This window comes from Pseudomonas sp. MM213, from assembly GCF_020423045.1.
GTDB classification, from domain to species: domain Bacteria; phylum Pseudomonadota; class Gammaproteobacteria; order Pseudomonadales; family Pseudomonadaceae; genus Aquipseudomonas; species Aquipseudomonas migulae.
In genome coordinates this window covers 3,385,039-3,402,454 of record NZ_CP081943.1, presented here as the reverse complement: position 1 = coordinate 3,402,454, position 17,416 = coordinate 3,385,039, and the positions used below count along the sequence as shown (strand labels likewise).

The window sequence follows — 17,416 nt, the reverse complement described above, 5'->3', positions numbered from 1 at the left end:
AGGCTAGAATGCACGGCCTCAAAGCACACCCCTTCCCGAGGCTGTCCCGAAGATGTTGATCCTGCGCGGCGCTCCTGCCCTTTCTGCCTTTCGCCACAGCAAACTCCTTGAGCAACTGAGCCAGAAGGTTTCGGCTGTCAGCGGCTTGTATGCTGAATTCGCTCACTTCGCCGAAGTTACCGGCGTCCTGACCGGCGACGAACAGCAGGTGCTCGCGCGCCTTCTGAAGTACGGTCCAAGCGTACCGGTTCAAGAACCGACCGGTCGCCTGTTCCTGGTGTTGCCGCGTTTCGGCACCATCTCGCCGTGGTCCAGCAAGGCCAGCGACATCGCTCGCAATTGCGGCCTGAGCAAGATCCAGCGCCTGGAGCGCGGTATCGCGTTCTACGTCGCCGGCCAGTTCAGCGACGCCGAAGCGCAGCTGATCTCCGATGTGCTGCATGACCGCATGACCCAGATCGTCCTCGCCAACCTTGAACAGGCCGCCGGCCTGTTCAGCCACGCCGAACCGAAGCCGCTGACCGCGATCGACGTGTTGGGTGGCGGCCGCGCCGCGCTGGAAAAAGCCAACACCGAGCTGGGCCTGGCCCTGGCCGAAGACGAGATCGACTACCTGGTCAACGCCTTCCTCGGCTTGAAGCGCAACCCGCACGACATCGAACTGATGATGTTCGCCCAGGCGAACTCCGAGCACTGCCGTCACAAGATCTTCAACGCCAGTTGGGACATCGACGGTCAGAGCCAGGAAAAAAGCCTGTTCGGCATGATCAAGAACACTTACCAGATGCACAGCGAAGGCGTTCTGTCCGCTTATAAGGACAACGCTTCGGTGATCGTCGGTAACGTTGCCGGCCGTTTCTTCCCGGACCCTGAAACCCGCCAGTACGGCGCGGTACAGGAGCCGGTGCACATTTTGATGAAAGTCGAAACGCACAACCACCCGACCGCGATTGCCCCGTTCCCGGGTGCGTCCACCGGTTCCGGTGGCGAGATCCGCGACGAAGGCGCTACCGGTCGTGGCGCCAAGCCAAAGGCCGGCCTGACCGGTTTCACCGTGTCGAACCTGCAGATCCCTGGCTTCGAACAGCCGTGGGAAGTGCCGTACGGCAAGCCTGAGCGCATCGTCACCGCGCTGGACATCATGATCGAAGGCCCACTGGGTGGCGCCGCGTTCAACAACGAATTCGGTCGTCCGGCCCTGACCGGTTACTTCCGTACCTTCGAACAGTCGATCACCACCCCGCGTGGCGACGAAGTTCGCGGTTACCACAAGCCGATCATGCTGGCCGGCGGCATGGGTAACATCCGTGCCGAACACGTACAGAAAGGCGAGATCACCGTCGGCTCCAAGCTGATCGTGCTCGGCGGCCCGGCGATGCTGATCGGTCTGGGCGGCGGCGCTGCTTCCTCCATGGCCACCGGCACCAGCTCGGCTGACCTGGACTTCGCGTCCGTACAGCGCGAAAACCCGGAAATGGAACGTCGCTGCCAGGAAGTCATCGACCGTTGCTGGCAACTGGGTGACAAGAACCCGATCAGCTTCATCCACGACGTGGGTGCGGGCGGTCTGTCCAACGCCTTCCCGGAACTGGTCAACGACGGCAACCGTGGTGGCCGCTTCGAACTGCGCAACATTCCAAACGACGAGCCGGGCATGGCCCCGCACGAAATCTGGAGTAACGAATCCCAGGAACGCTACGTTCTGGCCGTCGGCCCTGCTGACTTCGAACGTTTCCAGGCGATCTGCGAGCGCGAGCGTTGCCCGTTCGCCGTGGTCGGCGAAGCCACTGCCGAGCCGCAACTGACGGTCACCGACAGCCACTTCGGCAACAGCCCGGTGGACATGCCGCTGGAAGTGCTGCTGGGCAAAGCCCCGCGCATGCACCGTTCGGCCGTTCGTGAAAACGAGCTGGGCGACGACTTCGATCCGTCGACGCTGGAGATTGCAGACTGCGTCGAGCGCGTTCTGCATCACCCGGCCGTGGCGAGCAAAAGCTTCCTGATCACCATCGGCGACCGCACCATCACCGGCCTCGTGGCCCGTGACCAAATGGTCGGCCCGTGGCAGGTTCCGGTGGCCGACGTTGCCGTCACCGCCACCAGCTTCGACGTCTACACCGGTGAAGCCATGGCCATGGGCGAGCGCACTCCGCTGGCTCTGCTGGACGCTCCGGCGTCGGGCCGCATGGCCATCGGCGAAACCCTGACCAACATCGCCGCTTCGCGCATCAACAAGATCTCCGACATCAAGTTGTCGGCGAACTGGATGTCCGCAGCCGGTCACCCGGGTGAAGACGCGCGTCTGTACGACACCGTGAAAGCGGTCGGCATGGAACTGTGCCCTGAGCTGGGCATCACCATTCCGGTGGGCAAGGACTCCATGTCCATGGCCACGCGCTGGAGCGACAACGGCGAAGACAAGACCGTCACCTCGCCAATGTCCCTGATCGTGACCGGTTTCGCGCCAGTGGCTGACATCCGTCAGACCCTGACCCCGGAACTGCGCATGGACAAGGGCACCACCGACCTGATCCTGATCGATCTGGGCCGTGGTCAGAACCGCATGGGCGCCTCGATCCTGGCCCAGGTTCACGGCAAGCTCGGCTCGCAAGCGCCGGACGTCGATGATGCCGAAGACCTGAAAGCCTTCTTCGCGGTGATCCAGGGCCTCAATGCCGACGGTCACCTGCTGGCCTACCACGACCGTTCCGACGGTGGTCTGCTGACCAGCGCCGTGGAAATGGCCTTCGCCGGTCACTGCGGCCTGAGCCTGAACCTCGACGGTCTGGCGGAAACCTCCGCCGACATCGCCGCGATCCTGTTCAACGAAGAACTGGGCGCCGTGATCCAGGTTCGCCAGGACGCGACCCCGGACATCCTCGCGCAGTTCAGCGCTGCCGGTCTGGGCGAGTGCGTGTCGGTGATCGGTCAGCCGATGAACAACGGCGAGATCAGCATCACCTTCAACGGCGAAACCGTGTTCGAAGGTCAGCGTCGTCTGCTGCAGCGTACATGGGCTGAAACCAGCTACCAGATCCAGCGTCTGCGTGATAACGCCGACTGCGCCGAGCAAGAGTTCGACGTGCTGCTGGAAGAAGACAACCCGGGCCTGAGCGTCAAGCTGAGCTACGACGTCAACCAGGACGTCGCCGCGCCTTACATCAAGAAAAACATCCGCCCACAGGTTGCCGTGCTGCGTGAGCAGGGCGTCAACGGTCAGGTGGAAATGGCGGCCGCGTTCGACCGCGCCGGTTTCAACGCAATCGACGTGCACATGAGCGACATTCTGGCCGGCCGTGTCGACCTGAACGACTTCAAGGGCATGGTCGCTTGCGGCGGCTTCTCCTACGGCGACGTACTGGGCGCCGGTGAAGGCTGGGCCAAGTCCGCGCTGTTCAACAGCCGCGCCCGCGATGCGTTCCAGGGTTTCTTCGAACGTAGCGACAGCTTCACCCTTGGCGTGTGCAACGGTTGCCAGATGATGTCCAACCTGCACGAGCTGATCCCGGGCAGCGAGTTCTGGCCGCACTTCGTGCGTAACCGTTCCGAGCAGTTCGAAGCCCGTGTGGCGATGGTTCAGGTCCAGGAGTCGAACTCGATCTTCCTGCAAGGCATGGCCGGTTCGCGCATGCCGATCGCCATCGCACACGGTGAAGGTCATGCCGAGTTCTCCAGTGAAGAAGCGTTGCTGGAAGCCGATCTGTCGGGTTGCGTGGCGATGCGTTTCGTCGACAACCATGGCAAGGTCACCGAGAAGTACCCGGCCAACCCGAACGGCTCGCCGCGCGGGATCACCGGTTTGACCAGCCGCGACGGTCGCGTGACGATCATGATGCCGCACCCGGAACGTGTGTTCCGCGCCGTGCAGAACTCGTGGCGCTCGGAAGACTGGAACGAAGACGCGCCATGGATGCGCATGTTCCGTAACGCTCGCGTGTGGGTGAACTAAGCGCCGTGTACAAGCTCAGCTTCTTTGTTCCAGCCAGCCATGTCGAAGTGGTCAAAAGCGCTGTGTTCGCTGCCGGTGGCGGGCGGATCGGTGCTTACGAGCACTGCGCATGGCAGGTGTTGGGCCTGGGTCAGTTTCGTCCAATGGAGGGCAGTCAGCCGTTCATTGGCGAAGCAGGGCAGGTCGAACAGGTTGAGGAATGGAAAGTTGAGCTGGTGGTGGCGGATGAGTTGATCCGTTCGGTGGTGGCGGCTTTGAAACAGAGCCATCCCTACGAGACACCGGCTTATGAAGTGTGGCGGCTGGAGGATTTCTGATCCGCTGACCGCTGTAATGAAAAACCCGCTACGGCGGGTTTTTTGTTGCCCACAATTCAACGGACCTACACCACCCTTGTAGGAGCCGGCTTGCTGGCGATAGCGTTCTATCAGCCAACATCAACGTTGAATGTTAAACCGCCATCGCCAGCAAGCCGGCTCCTACAAGGGATCACAAAAAAAGGCGACCCCCTCACGGGAGTCGCCTTTGCTTTAACCGCCGCTAAAACTTATTCGGACAGTTTGTACGCAATCACATAGTCACCTTGCTTGGTGCCCAGCGAACCATGACCGCCCGCCACGACGAGCACGTATTGCTTGCCGTCCTTGCCGGTGTAGGTCATCGGTGTGGTTTGCGCGCCCGCAGGCAGGCGACCTTCCCACAGTTGCTTGCCGTTTTTCACGTCGTAGGCACGCAGGTACTGGTCGAGGGTGCCGCTCAGGAAGCCAACGCCACCGGCGGTGGTGAAGGTGCCGCCCAGGCTAGGCACGCCCATGCTCAGCGGGATCGGAACCGGCGAGCTGTCGCGCACGGTGCCGTTCTTGTGTTTCCACAGGACTTTGGCGGTGGTCAGGTCAACCGCCGCGACATAACCCCATGCCGGAGCCTGGCACGGCAGGCCCATTGGCGACAGCAATGCTTCGAGGACTACGCCGTACGGCGCGCCTTTGTTGGGCTGCACGCCTTCGGTTTCGCTTTTGCGCGGGCCTTGGGCAGCGATTTCGGCGGCCGGGATCAGTTTCGATTTGAACGCCATGTAGCTCGGGTTCACGAAAGCGATCTGACGCACCGGGTCAACCGAGATGCCGCCCCAGTCGAACACGCCGAAGTTGCCTGGATACACGATCGAACCCTGCAGCGACGGCGGGGTGAACGGGCCGTCGTAGCGCATGGACTTGAAGTCGATCCGGCAGATCAGTTGGTCGAATGGCGTCACGCCCCACATGTCGCGCTCTTGCAGCGGCGGCGGCATCAGGTTGAGGTCGGATTTCGGTTGGGTCGGCGAGGTGTGATCACCTTCGACAGCCCCTTGCGGAACTGGCACTTCGTTGATCGGCACAATCGCCTGGCCGGTGCTGCGGTCCAGTACGTAGATGCTGCCTTGCTTGGTGGACGCAAGTACCGCCGGCTTCACGCCGTCTGCGGTTTTCAGGTCCATCAGGGTTGGCTGGCCACCGACGTCCATGTCCCACAGGTCATGGTGGGTGAACTGGAAGTGCCAGCGCACTTTACCGGTGCCGATGTCGAGGGCGGTCAGGCCGGCGGCATGCAGTTCCGATTCCGGGGTGCGAGCGCCACCGAACTGGTCCGGCGTCTGGTTGCCCATCGGCAGGTACAGCATGCCGAGTTTTTCGTCGACGGCGAACATGGACCACATGTTCGGCGAGTTGCGGGTGTAGACCTTGCCTTCGGCAATCGGCGTGGTGTCGTCCGGATTGCCGCTGTCCCAGTTCCACACCAGTTTGCCGGTGTGCACGTCGAACGCGCGGATCACGCCGCTCGGCTCGTCGGTGGAGACGTTGTCGGTGACGTGGCCGCCAATCACCACCAGGTCCTTGGTGACCGCTGGAGGCGAAGTGGAGTAGTAGCCGCCGGCGGTGAAACCACCGATGTTGGCGCGCAGGTCGACCTGGCCTTTGTCACCGAAGTCTTCGCACATCTTGCCGGTGTCGGCGTTCAGGGCGATCAGTCGGGTGTCGGCGGTCGGCAGGAAGATCCGGCGTGGGCAGACGCTGGCGACAGGCGCGCTGGCGCTGCCGGTCGGGCTCTGCTCGGAGGCGTAAGCCGCGTCATCGTGATACGTCACGCCACGGCAGGTCATGTGCGCCCAACCCTTGAAGTTCGCCGCGTTTTGCGTGGAGAGCTTCGGATCGAAACGCCAGATTTCCTTGCCGGTGTCCGGGTCCAGTGCGATCACCTGGCTGTGCGGCGTGCACACATAGAGCATGCCGTTGGCTTTCAGCGGAGTGTTTTCAGCGGTGGTTTCGCCCGGATCGTTCGGCCCCGGCAGGTCGCCGGTGCGGTAGGTCCAGGCCGGAACGAGCTTGTTGACGTTCTGCGGGGTGATCTGCGCCAGTGGCGAGTAACGGTCACCGTGAGCGCTGCGGCCGTAGGAGTTCCAGTCACCGTCGGGCATGGCCGGGGCGGTGTTGGTCATGCCCGGCACGCTGTCGCGGTCCAGTTGGCCTTTGATTTCACCGGGGTTGGTGAATTGGCTGGCCAGTGCGGCCACGCCCGCGAGCACCACGGCCACGCTCAGTGCGCCGGTGCCTTTCGGTGCAGCGCCTTCGCGCAGCAGCGGACGACGGAACCACGGCAGCAACATGACGATGCCCAGCGCGAACAACATTGCCAGACGCGGCACCAGTTGCCACCAGTCGAGGCCGACTTCCCACAAGGCCCAAACGGTACTGGCGAACAGCACCAGCGCGTACAGGCCCAAGGCTGCGCGGCGGGCAAGGATCAGCAACACGCCGGTCAGCGCCAGGCCGATACCGGCCAGCAGGTAATACAGCGAGCCGCCGAGCATGCTCAGCTTGATCCCCCCGGCCAGCATGGCCAGGCCCATTAGCAGAAGCAGAATGCCGAGCAGGGTCGGCAATAGACGGCTTCGACTCAAAGCACCATCAGTGCTCATAGTGTGGTTCTCCGTGACGTTTCAAGTAGTCCCGCGCAAGTTCACTGTAGATGACGATCCGGCGCGGGCAGGGTTCATGTAAAAACTGGAACTGTTGTGTTCCCTTGTAGGAGCGAGGCTTGCCCGCGAAGACGGACTAATGTTCAACATTAATGTTGGTTGATAGATCGCCTTCGCGGGCAAGCCTCGCTCCTACAAGGTTTTGCGGTGTTTGTTAGAACTGCGACTGGATCTTGATCCCGCCAATCAGCGCGTCATCGACCTTGTCCACGCCACCGGGGTGGCGGATGTATTGCAGATTCGGGCGCACGGTCAGCCAGTTGGTGACGTGCACGCCGTAATAGAGTTCGGCGCTGTATTCGGTGTCCTGCGGCGGCAGGAAGGACGGATCGTCGAAGTCGGAGACCGCGTGGGCCTGATTGCTTGCCTCGGCGTTTTTGCGATAGGCCGGGTTGACGTGAACACGGGCGAGGGCGAAACCGATGTCGTCCTTGGCGCGCGCATCGAACAAGCCTTTGTAGACGACGCCCGCCTGGACATAGTTGTCGATGGCGTTGGTCTTCTTGTCGTGCATCGTGCCGTTGGCGAACACGCTCAGGCCACGGGAGTTGTCGCTGGCGCGGCTGGTGATCTGCTGCTGCACACCCAGCCAGACGCCGTGTTTGCTCGACGCGCTGCGGTAGGCCTCACCACTCAGGGCGGCGGGCTGGCCATTGCTGTCCTTGTAGGCATCGGTAGCGTTGGCGTTGCTGTAGTAGTAACCGGCGCGGTATTCGCCCGGCAGGCCGTTGAGCTTCGGCGTCCACACCAGCTCCACCGGCAAAATTGCGCCTTGGGTGCCGCTGCCGCTGAGCTTGAAACCGTTGCCGCGATCGAGGTTCGACGGGTTCTGCTCATACGCGCCGACCTGCGCGTACAGCTCTGGCGTCAGGTGATACTTGACCCGCATCGCCCACTGGCTGACCGGCCAGTTGTACCAGATGCCCCCGACCCAGTTACCGACCTGGGAGCCGCAGAACGCCAGGTTCTGGAAGTCGCAGGGGAAACTGTTGAAATCTTCGCCTTCGCCGAAACGGCCGACCTTGATGTCGAGCTTCTGATCGAAGAATTTCTGCTGATACCACATCTGCGTCAGGCGCCAGGTTTGCCCGCGACCCCAGACTTCCTGCGCTGAAGTGAAACCGCCGACCCGCGGATCGTTGATCCGGTCGTTGCTGATGTTGTTGCCGTTACGCTCGGTGATGGTCAGCTGAAATTCAGCGTCGTCCCAACCGAGGATCTTCTGCAGATCGAGATGCGTGCCGAGGCCGAACTGATCGCTGTAGCGCGCGGTGCGATCGTGGTCGTAGCCGCCGTGCAGATTGCTGCCCATTTCACCGGTGTAATCGACTTTGAAGTCGTAGCCTTTTTCCGAAAGTTCGGTGCGCGTGCCGTTCCAGTCGCCGAGCATCCACGGCGATTCGCTATCGAAGGCCGGGGCGGCCTGAACGCAGGTGGCGAGGCCCAGCGCGGTGAATCCGCTGATCAGGTTAAGGGCTTTTCGCTGGGAAACAGGCGTGCAGACAGCGCTGTCTCGCAAAAATTGAACATAAGGCATAGAGAGGGAGTTCTTGATCTTTTTCTGGGGAGTGAGGGGCGAAGCGGCTAGCGGAAGCGTTTCAGCAGGTTCGGGAGTAAGGATAATGTTCTGTTACAAATAGAGAAAGGCCTTTTGCCGAGATGAATTCTTTCGGATTTGGTAACAGTCCGCAGCATCTACGATGCTCTCTGTAGGAGCGAGGCTTGCCCGCGAATGCGTCCTTGAGATTGCCTTCGCGGGCAAGCCTCGCTCCTACACAATGATTATTCAGAGTTCACCTACATTTAATTCATAGCCCTTCCACCCGAACACCCCCTCGGCTAAGGTGCGCGGCTTCCAATTCATCTATCGCTCGAAGGCCCGGCATGACCGAACAGAACAACAACCCGCTGCACGGCGTGACACTGGAGCAGATCCTCAACGCGCTGGTTGAACATTACGAATGGTCGGGGCTGGCCGAGCGCATCGATATCCGCTGCTTCAAGAGTGATCCGAGCATCAAGTCGAGCCTGACCTTCCTGCGCAAGACCCCGTGGGCGCGGGAGAAGGTCGAACGCTTGTACGTCAAGTTGATGCGTACCAAGCGACCGCTCTGAACATGATCATGCAACCTGCCGTGCGCCGTCGTTTTGTGGCCGTGGCTGCTGTCCTCGGCTGGGCGGGATTGAGCATTCAGCTGTACCTGATTTTCTATTCGCGCTGGATGCTGGGCGCCAGTCTGCTGGGCGGGCTGGTGAGTTTTTTCAGCTACTTCACCGTGCTCAGCAACACGCTGGTGGCGACCGTGCTGACCTGCGCACTGACGTCCCGCGAGTCGGCCGCGCGCCGCTGGTTTTTGCAGCCGTGGGTGAGCGGCGGGGTTGCCGTGAGCATCGCCGTGGTCGGCCTTGCCTACAACATTCTGTTGCGTCATCTGTGGCATCCCGAAGGCTGGCAATGGCTGGCCGATGAGCTGATGCACGACGTCATGCCGTTGCTGTTTCTGGCCTGGTGGTGGTTGTGTGTGCCCAAAGGCACCCTGCGTCTGCGGCACATTGCGTTGTGGGTGATTTACCCGTTGCTGTACTTCGCGTATGCGCTGTTGCGCGGGCATCTGCTGGCGGTTTATCCCTATCCGTTCATTGATGTCGACAAGCTGGGTTATCCACAGGTGTTTGTGAATGCAGGCGGATTGTTGGCGGGGTTTGTGGTGATTGCGTTGTTGGTGATCGCGCTGGATCGGTGGCGGCGATACGCCTGAATCACACGGACCTGTAGGAGCCGGCTTGCTGGCGATGGCGTCCTTGGCAACGATGCAGGGTTCAAGGGACCTATCGCCAGCAAGCCGGCTCCTACAGTTCATGTGGTGTTATTCCTCGTCGGTGTCGTCCAGGCGCCAATAGCCGACGGCTTTGACGAACTGCTCGTTCAACCCATGCTCGTCCAGCAGCACCCGACGAATCTGCCGCGACACTTTGGTCTCGGTCGCCACCCACGCGTATAGATTGCCGCTGGGCACTTGCAGCTGTTTCACGGTGGTCAGCAAGTTGTTCTTGCCACCTTCGCGCAACACCCAGATCACATTGACGTGCGCCGGGCTTTCGAGCTTTTGCTGTTCCGCGCCGTTCTCCACTTCAATGATCACCAGTGCCTGGCGATTGGCCGCCAAACCCTCCAGCCGTCGCGCAATCGCGGGGATTGCCGTCTCGTCACCAATCAGCAAATAGCTGTCGAACATGTCCGGCACGATCATCGATCCCCGTGGCCCGCCAATGTGCAGGAACTGTCCCGGTTTGGCCTGTTCCGCCCAGGTCGAAGCAGGGCCGTCGCCGTGCAACACGAAATCGATGTCCAGTTCCAGCGTGTCGAGGTCGTAGCGACGCGGCGTGTAGTCGCGCATCGCCGGCATCGGGCCGTTGTCCTTACCGGCACCGAGCACCAGGGTCTCCAGCGCCGCTTGTTCTGCCGCGTTCTGCGGGAACAGCAGTTTGACGTGGTCGTCTGTGCCGAGGCTGATGAAACCTGCCAGCTCAGGCCCACCCAGGGTAATCCGGCGCATGCGCGGGGTCAGGTCAACCACGCGCAACACTTGCAGGCGACGGCGTTTGATTTCATGCATCACGCGGTGAATGGTGTGCTCGATCACTTCAGTCATTCAGTTTTCTCCTGAGCGGGTTGAACCAAGGGGCCGTCGACGATGGCTTTGGCGGTGTTGTTGAGCAGGGCGGCGACCCGAATGATTTCTTCTGCGCTCCAGCGACCGTGGTGCAGTTGCAACGCGTGACGCAGGTTATGCACCGCTTCGTGGATCTCGGGCGGACGGTCATGGCCGCGCAATGAGCGCTTGCTGACATCGATGCGCATCCGCACGCCGTCCAGGGCAACCGCTTGCTCACTTAAAGACAGACGACCGGCGTCGGTCACGCTGTAGCGTTTTTTTCCGCCTTCGGCATCGCCCTGGATCATTTCGCTTTCTTCCAGAAAGGTCAGGGTCGGGTAGATCACGCCGGGGCTGGGGCTGTAGGCGCCGTCGAACATGCCTTCGATCTGGCGGATCAAGTCGTAGCCATGGCAGGGCTGTTCGGCGATGAGCGCCAGCAGCAGCAATTTCAGATCGCCGGGGGCAAACACCCGTGGGCCGCGACCGCCGCGTTCGCGGCCGGGGCGTTTCTCGAAGCCGTCGCGGCCGTCACCGTGTTCGCGGTGGGGGGAATGATGGTCTCTCATTTTTCCTTTTCTCTGTCGTGTTTAGATACAACTTAAGATATATCTTATCGGGAGGGCAAGCGAAAGGGACCAACGGTCGTCGCCGAAGTACGTCGTGGCGGATTTCAGTGCGGGGCGGGAAAAAGGCGTTTTGCAGCTTGCTGTTTTAGAGTGTTTGATCTAATTATGCGTAACTAACAGAGAGTGATTATTAATAATTAGACCTAAGTAGTCTTTGTCTTACAGAGACTGTATTTAGTTTGACTGTGTGCTTTTTTTGTTAAAACTGTTTGTAGTATGTTTCTGTCGGGTGAACGGTTTAATTATTGATTTTTCGGATTTTTTCTACTGGGTCGCGGGCGGTTGTTACTACATGTTCTTCGGAAGTTGCGTACTTACTTTCTCAAGTAATTGGCCGATCATTCTCCTCGTCGAAAGTTGAGCCAAATTGCCACTATTTAAACCGGCAATAGGGACGATTCACGCTTTCCACGGACCAGTCCTTTGAAAAAGACAGGTACTAAACAATGTTCAAGAAGTTTGCAATCGCCGTTCCGATGACCCTCCTGGCCCTGAGTGCTTCGATGGCGTTCGCTGCGGATGAATCGCGCACCTCCATCAACATCACTGCGGAAATCCCGAGCAAAGTGTTTCACGCTCAACCCGTGGACCTGAACTTCGGTAAAGACGAAAGAATGCAATACCAAATTGGCGCCGGCACCCTGTCGGAGGTCCGTGGCACCTTTGATATCCAGCACACCAATGGCTCGGTGGGCGCTTACGTCGTCGGCGGCCCGACCCCGCTGTTCAACGGTAATGCGACCTTGAACATTCCGCTGACCTACACCTTCAACGGCACCGTACTGACTGCCGATTCGCAGGAAGTGGTCGGCGATACCGAGTCCAACGGTGGCATGCGCGCAGACCTGGTGATTACGGCCGACAAGCCGGGCAACAATCAGGTGGGTATTTACACCGCCAACCCCGTCGTCATGTTTGATGCCATTCCGCGCATCTGAATGACAGCGTTCTGTCAGCAAGTTCTTGCTTGATAACGCTCACCGATCGATAGGGTTGTAGTTCCTGTCGATCGGGTTTCACCGTCTTTATCCACAGAGTATTTCTTTCATGTTCCCGATGACTCCCATCGCGACGGCGCTTGCCTTGTGTTTTTGCGCAACTGCCTTGGCCGCGCCAGCGGATAACGGCCATACACCTCGAAGTTTGCTGGCGCAGGCCAAGGGTTTGCCGAGCGAATTCGAAGAACACTTCTTCGATGTACCGTTGGCGGTGCGCGTGGAACTTGATCAACAATTTCTGGGGGAGGCGATGGTCGTGTTAACCCGCGACGACCGCATCACCCTCGTTGACTTCACCGATGTCAGCGACAGCACGATCAAAGCCAGTGAACGCGACACCTGGTCTGACTATTTGAAGCAAGGCGTGGCGCTGGGCAACTGCGAGGCGAAATGCCCCGAGTCGCTATTGGCCGTGCACTACAGCCTGGAAAACTCGCTGGTGTCGATCCTCACGGAAAACGCCGAGCGCGACGATCAGGTCCAGCGTTATTACAACCAGCCCGAAGGCGGCAGCACCGGGTTGATCGTGCGCAACCAGTTGAACCTCAACGGCGGGCAAAACCAGGACCTGGGTGGGCGCTATGGTCTTGAAGCCAGCAGCAGCCTCGGCAACTGGACTCAAGCGGTGAACCTGCAACTGTCGCGACTGGGCGGTGTGGATAACCAGACCTATCACGCCGTGCATGAGCTCTATACCCAGCGTGAACTGGAAGGCAGCTTTGTGCGCCTGGGCTATTTCACCCCCACCTCCGAAGGGCTGACTCGCCAGCCGCGTTCCTTCGGCGCGAGTCCCGACACGGCGCTGGGCGTGATGTACGGCAGCTCCGACAGCCTGGCCATCAACCAGCCGACACCGGCGGTCTACCCGATCTACGTCACCGCCAATCGCCAGGGCTCGGTGGAGATCTACCGCAACGGTTTGCTGATCAATACGCAGGCGATGCCCGCAGGCCTGCAAACCCTCGACACGCGGCCGTTGCCCGGCGGTATCTATGAAGTGGAAGTGCGCCTGATCGAAGACGGCCAGATCACCTCCAGCACCCAGGAACTGGTCTACAAGCCGAATAACTGGCGCAACCACGACGAGCAATGGCGCTACAACCTGTTCGCCGGGCGTGAATCCAAATTTCTCAGCAACTGGGACGATCAGAACGACGGCGACATGACGGCCGGTGCCGCCTTCAACTTTCTGCTGCACCCGCGAGTCATCCTCGGCCTGTCGGGTCGACAGGTGCGTGACAGCCTGCAATACGGCACCTCGGTCGATTGGGCCGTCGTCAACAATGCCAGCGTCTATGCCAATGTCTACAAGACCGAGGACCACGGCACCGGTTTCGACGTGCAGGGGCTTTATTCCTACGGCAGCGGCAGCATCGTCGCCAGCCACAACCGCAGCTGGCTCGACACGACCCGGCTCTACGACACGCTGCCGGACGGCACGCGAGTACGACAGCGCAACGTGTTTATCGGCCAGACCAGCAACTCGTCGTTGTCGCTGAACCATCGGCTCACCAGCAAAAGTTCGGTCAATGCCAGGGTGTCCCACAGCGAGGGCAACACCGAAGGCGTCGGCGTGGATCTGGGGTGGAGCCAGCGCGGCCGATTGTTCGGCAGCGACGCCAACTGGCGCTTGTCGCTGTTCGACAGGCCGGGCAGTTTCAGCTCGGGCAATGACCGCAATCGTGGCGTCGACCTGAGCGTCAACATCGCCCTGGGCGGGCCGGGCGAACAGATCTCCGGCAGCATCGGCACCCGCACCGATCGCGATGGCGGGCGGGATAACAATGCCTCGGTCACCTACCGCAAAGACTTGCAGGATCACCTGCTGCAAAGCGTTTCCGCCACAGCAATCACCGACACCTATGGCATCGGTATGAACGCGATGGCGACGATGCAATCGGAGCGGGTCAACGCTGACGGTTTTATCCAGCGCTCCTCATTCAACAACGACTTCACCGGTGGCTTGAACCTCGACAGCACCGTCGCCGTCGGTGGACAAAAAATGGTCGTGACCAGCCAGTACCACCGCAACGGTGCCGGCATGATCATCGATGTCGAATCGGACATCGACGACATTGCCCTGCGTGCCGACGACTTGAGCGGTGGCAGCGCGGTGCTCAGGCCGGGGCGCAACTTCGTGCCAATCACCGCTTACAAGAGCAGCTCGGTCAGTTTCGATTTCGAGGGTAATCACGTGCCGGCCGCGACCATCCAGCCGGCCCGCTCCAGCTATCACCTGAACAAGGGCGGCGTCGAGTATCGCCAGGTTCGCGTGATGAAAACCCTCACCGTGCTCGGTCGTCTGGTGGACTACCAAGGCAGCCCGCTCAAGGGCCACCACATCATCAACCACGCCAGCCGTGGGGTCAGTGAAGTGGACGGCTTCTTCTCCATGGAAATGAACGCCGGTTCACCGACCCTGGAAGTGCGCCACGGCAACCAGTTGCTGTGCCAGTTCCGGCTCGACCCGAGCCGTGGCCGCACGGAAAACAATGTGCTGATGATCGGCGACCTGCGTTGCACGCCGGATACGTTGGCTGACGCAGCGACAGGGACGCCGACGGCAGGCTGATGCCCGGCAATACGCACTTTATCTACGAGGTAAATGACGATGAAACGTCGGTTGGCACTGATTGGTTTTTGTTTGTTCACGCAGACGGCACACGCCGGGCCGAGCATCAATATCGGCACGGTTTACGATTACCTGGACGGCGATAAAAGTACCTATTTGAAGCGCGTCTTCAATGGCGGCGACAGCACTGCGTTCGTCAAGGTCAACATCCTGGAAATCCTTTACGACGCCGACGGCAAGTCGCAGGAAGTGCCGCTCAAATCCAGTGCCGACGGCAGCGCCCGGGACGGCTTGATGGCCAGCCCGGCGCGGCTGATCGTGCCTGCCAGTGGCATGCAAGGTACGCGGTTGCTGTACATGGGCGAGCGTGACCGCGAGCGCTATTTCCGCGTGCGTTTCGTGCCGGTGGTGCCCGAGAAGGAAGACGAGTTCGCAGTCTCCGGCGAAGAGCGTGAGGAATACAAGAAAACCCTCTCCGCTGGCGTCACGGTGCTGGCCGGGTATGGCGCGGTGTTTTTCGTCCGGCCCAAGGACACGCGTTACGCCAGCGTGATCGAGAACAGCGCGACGGATTACCGCATTCGCAACGACGGCAACACCGTGGTGGTGATCGATGAGTTCAAGGATTGCGCGGTCAAGAACGAGCAGGACTGTATGCCGACCACCAAGCATCACATCCTCGCGGGCCGCAGTTTTCAGTTCGAGAAACAGGCCGGTCGCGAATACCGCTTCACACTGGTTGAAGGCGAGAGCAGCAAGAAGCTCGATGTGAAGGGCTGATGACCATGTTCAAAAAACTGATGGTTCTGATGGTGTCGGCAGTGGCCTGCCATTCAGCGTTTGCTGCCCGCGAAGTGCACCACTTCGACGTGTTCGTGACGATTCCAAGCCAGGCGTTCTATGTCATTCCCGCAGACTCAGGCTGGATTCATCGCGAACAGCAATTGCCGTGGAATCTGGCGACCTCGACCCTGGGCGGCTTGCGCAAGTATTTCGATGTGAAGAATGAAGCCGGCTCCATCGAAGCCCGGCTTGAGGGCCGGCCTTACCTGTCCAACGGGACGCCGGCCCATGACATTGGTTTGCGTGTGCTGTTCAACGGCAAGTTATTGAGTGAGCTGGAGAGTAGCGAGGTGGTGTCGATGAGCGAGGCCGCGCCGGGTAAACGTGTGTTGCTGGAGATCGCGCCGGTGCCGCCTGTCGATGGGATTTATAAACCGGGCAGTTATTTCGGCAGCGTCAATTTGCTTTTCAACGCAGTGTTGCCGGGGGCATAGATGTTTGATTTTGTCGCAGCAGATGTTTTCGTTTGTTTATGCCGGGAAAGTGCTGGCGTGGTGCTAATAGGGCGGTGGAGTTTGTAATGATGAAGTCATCCAAACGGTTGCGATCGTTAATCTTGCTTGTCCTGGTGAGCGTGGTTTTTGGGGCTACGGGTTCGGCTTTCGCAGTCACCCTGGAAATGAGTGCCGTGTTTCGACCTGATCCGGCGAACCCCATGCGCAACGCTTTCCAGAACACCACACCGCAAGGCGGTCATTGCAAGGAGCACCCAACGTACTGTGAGCCTGGTGTTTTCAGTATCGGGGTGCCGATCCGGTTCAGGGCTATCGCTCCCATTCAGGCTTTGCACGAAGAACGTCAGGGGCCTATGTTTCGGCTTCCGTCTTCATGGAAGGAAGCGACGGTCATTCATGATCAAACGGGCGAGTCTGCAACGGTCAAAATGCGATTCAGCGGAATCGGGGCAGCCTATACGATCAAGACACCTCTTCACGCCAGCACCTGGATCGCCCACTGGGGATGGCCGTCGCCACCCTGTGTCAGGGGCGGAACGAGCTACGGCAACGCCAATTATTTCGCTTTTTTCTGGAGGATCCCGGCGGATGGAGGTGTTTGTTCGAAGCAAGCCCAGTTGCCGATAACGCAAGACTATGGTTTTGCCTACGAAAATATGAGCTTTTCATACGAGCTAGCGACACCTAATCCCTTGCAGATGTCGTCGGGGACTTACAAGGGCATTCTGAATTACGTCGTGGGTCCACTTGGCGATTTTGATATGGGCGATATCGTGTTGCCTGATGACGATTTGATAAGCCTTAATTTCACACTAAGTGTCGAACATGCGCTCAAAGTGGAGATTCCCCCCGGCGGCAATCGCGTCGAACTGGTCCCGCAGGGCGGCTGGCAGGCCTGGCTGACGCAGGGACGCAAGCCCACACGGCTGTTCCGGGATCAGACGTTCAATGTGTCTTCGTCGAGCCGTTTCAAGATGAACCTCGACTGCCAGTACAGCCTGGATGGCAATCGCTGTTCAGTGCGCGACCCGGTTTCAGGACATACCGTGCCGCTCGACGTCAGCGTGACCCTGCCCAGTGGCCTGGTAGATGCCGCCGCGCAACCGGTCAATCGCCGGCCGTTGCGGCGCGACGGTAGTGGCACCGAGTTGTTCCAGCCACGCTTTTATGTCGATCGCAAGCCGGGAGCGTTGCACTTCGAGATTGCCCAAGACGAAGTCGGCGAAATGCTCAAACCCGGTGTCGCCCGATCCTACTCCGGCCTTGTCACGGTGATCTGGGATTCCGAAGTGGGTTAA

The 17,416-nt window shown here is 60.1% G+C and carries 13 protein-coding genes; 9 read left to right on the top strand and 4 right to left on the bottom strand.

Annotated elements, in window-relative coordinates; genetic code table 11:
* Positions 1-52: 52 nt before the first annotated feature.
* Together purL and K5R88_RS15375 are read left to right on the top strand one after the other, a co-directional pair.
* Positions 53-3,949 (top strand): phosphoribosylformylglycinamidine synthase, encoded by a 3,897-nt coding sequence (gene purL / locus K5R88_RS15380; protein ID WP_226297997.1) that lies wholly within the window; start codon positions 53-55, stop codon positions 3,947-3,949.
* A 5-nt stretch (positions 3,950-3,954) separates the two neighbouring features.
* Positions 3,955-4,266 carry a Nif3-like dinuclear metal center hexameric protein gene (locus tag K5R88_RS15375; protein WP_226297996.1) on the top strand — a complete coding sequence of 104 codons (312 nt, stop codon included), beginning with the start codon at positions 3,955-3,957 and terminating at the stop codon, positions 4,264-4,266.
* A 230-nt stretch (positions 4,267-4,496) separates the two neighbouring features.
* Here K5R88_RS15375 and K5R88_RS15370 read toward each other — a convergent pair whose 3' ends face one another.
* Complete coding sequence (locus tag K5R88_RS15370; RefSeq protein ID WP_008026697.1) at positions 4,497-6,905, bottom strand: glucose/quinate/shikimate family membrane-bound PQQ-dependent dehydrogenase; 2,409 nt, start codon at positions 6,903-6,905, stop codon at positions 4,497-4,499.
* A gap of 214 nt (positions 6,906-7,119) precedes the next feature.
* Complete coding sequence (locus K5R88_RS15365; protein ID WP_207286054.1) at positions 7,120-8,502, bottom strand: carbohydrate porin; 1,383 nt, start codon at positions 8,500-8,502, stop codon at positions 7,120-7,122.
* Between the two features lie 347 nt (positions 8,503-8,849).
* Between K5R88_RS15365 and K5R88_RS15360 the strand changes: the two genes are divergently transcribed.
* Together K5R88_RS15360 and K5R88_RS15355 are read left to right on the top strand one after the other, a co-directional pair.
* Complete coding sequence (locus K5R88_RS15360; protein WP_007903672.1) at positions 8,850-9,080, top strand: VF530 family DNA-binding protein; 231 nt, start codon at positions 8,850-8,852, stop codon at positions 9,078-9,080.
* Between the two features lie 8 nt (positions 9,081-9,088).
* On the top strand, positions 9,089-9,724 hold the full coding sequence (locus K5R88_RS15355) for a Pr6Pr family membrane protein (RefSeq protein WP_442963913.1): 636 nt from the start codon (positions 9,089-9,091) through the stop codon (positions 9,722-9,724).
* A gap of 108 nt (positions 9,725-9,832) precedes the next feature.
* On the opposite strand, the gene K5R88_RS15350 is transcribed toward K5R88_RS15355, so the two are convergent.
* Together K5R88_RS15350 and K5R88_RS15345 are read right to left on the bottom strand one after the other, a co-directional pair.
* Positions 9,833-10,618, bottom strand: a complete 786-nt coding sequence (locus tag K5R88_RS15350) for a siderophore-interacting protein (protein ID WP_223481667.1) — start codon at positions 10,616-10,618, stop codon at positions 9,833-9,835.
* Positions 10,615-11,190 carry a PadR family transcriptional regulator gene (locus K5R88_RS15345; protein ID WP_192420085.1) on the bottom strand — a complete coding sequence of 192 codons (576 nt, stop codon included), beginning with the start codon at positions 11,188-11,190 and terminating at the stop codon, positions 10,615-10,617. Before K5R88_RS15345 ends, K5R88_RS15350 begins: the two co-directional genes overlap by 4 nt.
* A gap of 506 nt (positions 11,191-11,696) precedes the next feature.
* Here K5R88_RS15345 and K5R88_RS15340 point away from each other — a divergent pair.
* From K5R88_RS15340 to K5R88_RS15320, 5 genes are all read left to right on the top strand, one after another.
* Positions 11,697-12,188: a CS1 type fimbrial major subunit gene (locus tag K5R88_RS15340; RefSeq protein WP_192420083.1), complete on the top strand. Its 492-nt coding sequence runs from the start codon at positions 11,697-11,699 to the stop codon at positions 12,186-12,188.
* Positions 12,189-12,297: 109 nt separating this feature from the next.
* A complete protein-coding gene (locus tag K5R88_RS15335) occupies positions 12,298-14,820 on the top strand; it encodes a CS1-pili formation C-terminal domain-containing protein (RefSeq protein WP_226297994.1) in 2,523 nt (840 codons plus the stop codon).
* 39 nt (positions 14,821-14,859) lie between these two features.
* Positions 14,860-15,600 (top strand): molecular chaperone, encoded by a 741-nt coding sequence (locus tag K5R88_RS15330; protein ID WP_226297993.1) that lies wholly within the window; start codon positions 14,860-14,862, stop codon positions 15,598-15,600.
* A 5-nt stretch (positions 15,601-15,605) separates the two neighbouring features.
* A complete protein-coding gene (locus K5R88_RS15325; RefSeq protein WP_008035740.1) occupies positions 15,606-16,097 on the top strand; it encodes a CS1 type fimbrial major subunit in 492 nt (163 codons plus the stop codon).
* Between the two features lie 86 nt (positions 16,098-16,183).
* A complete protein-coding gene (locus K5R88_RS15320; RefSeq protein ID WP_226297992.1) occupies positions 16,184-17,416 on the top strand; it encodes a hypothetical protein in 1,233 nt (410 codons plus the stop codon).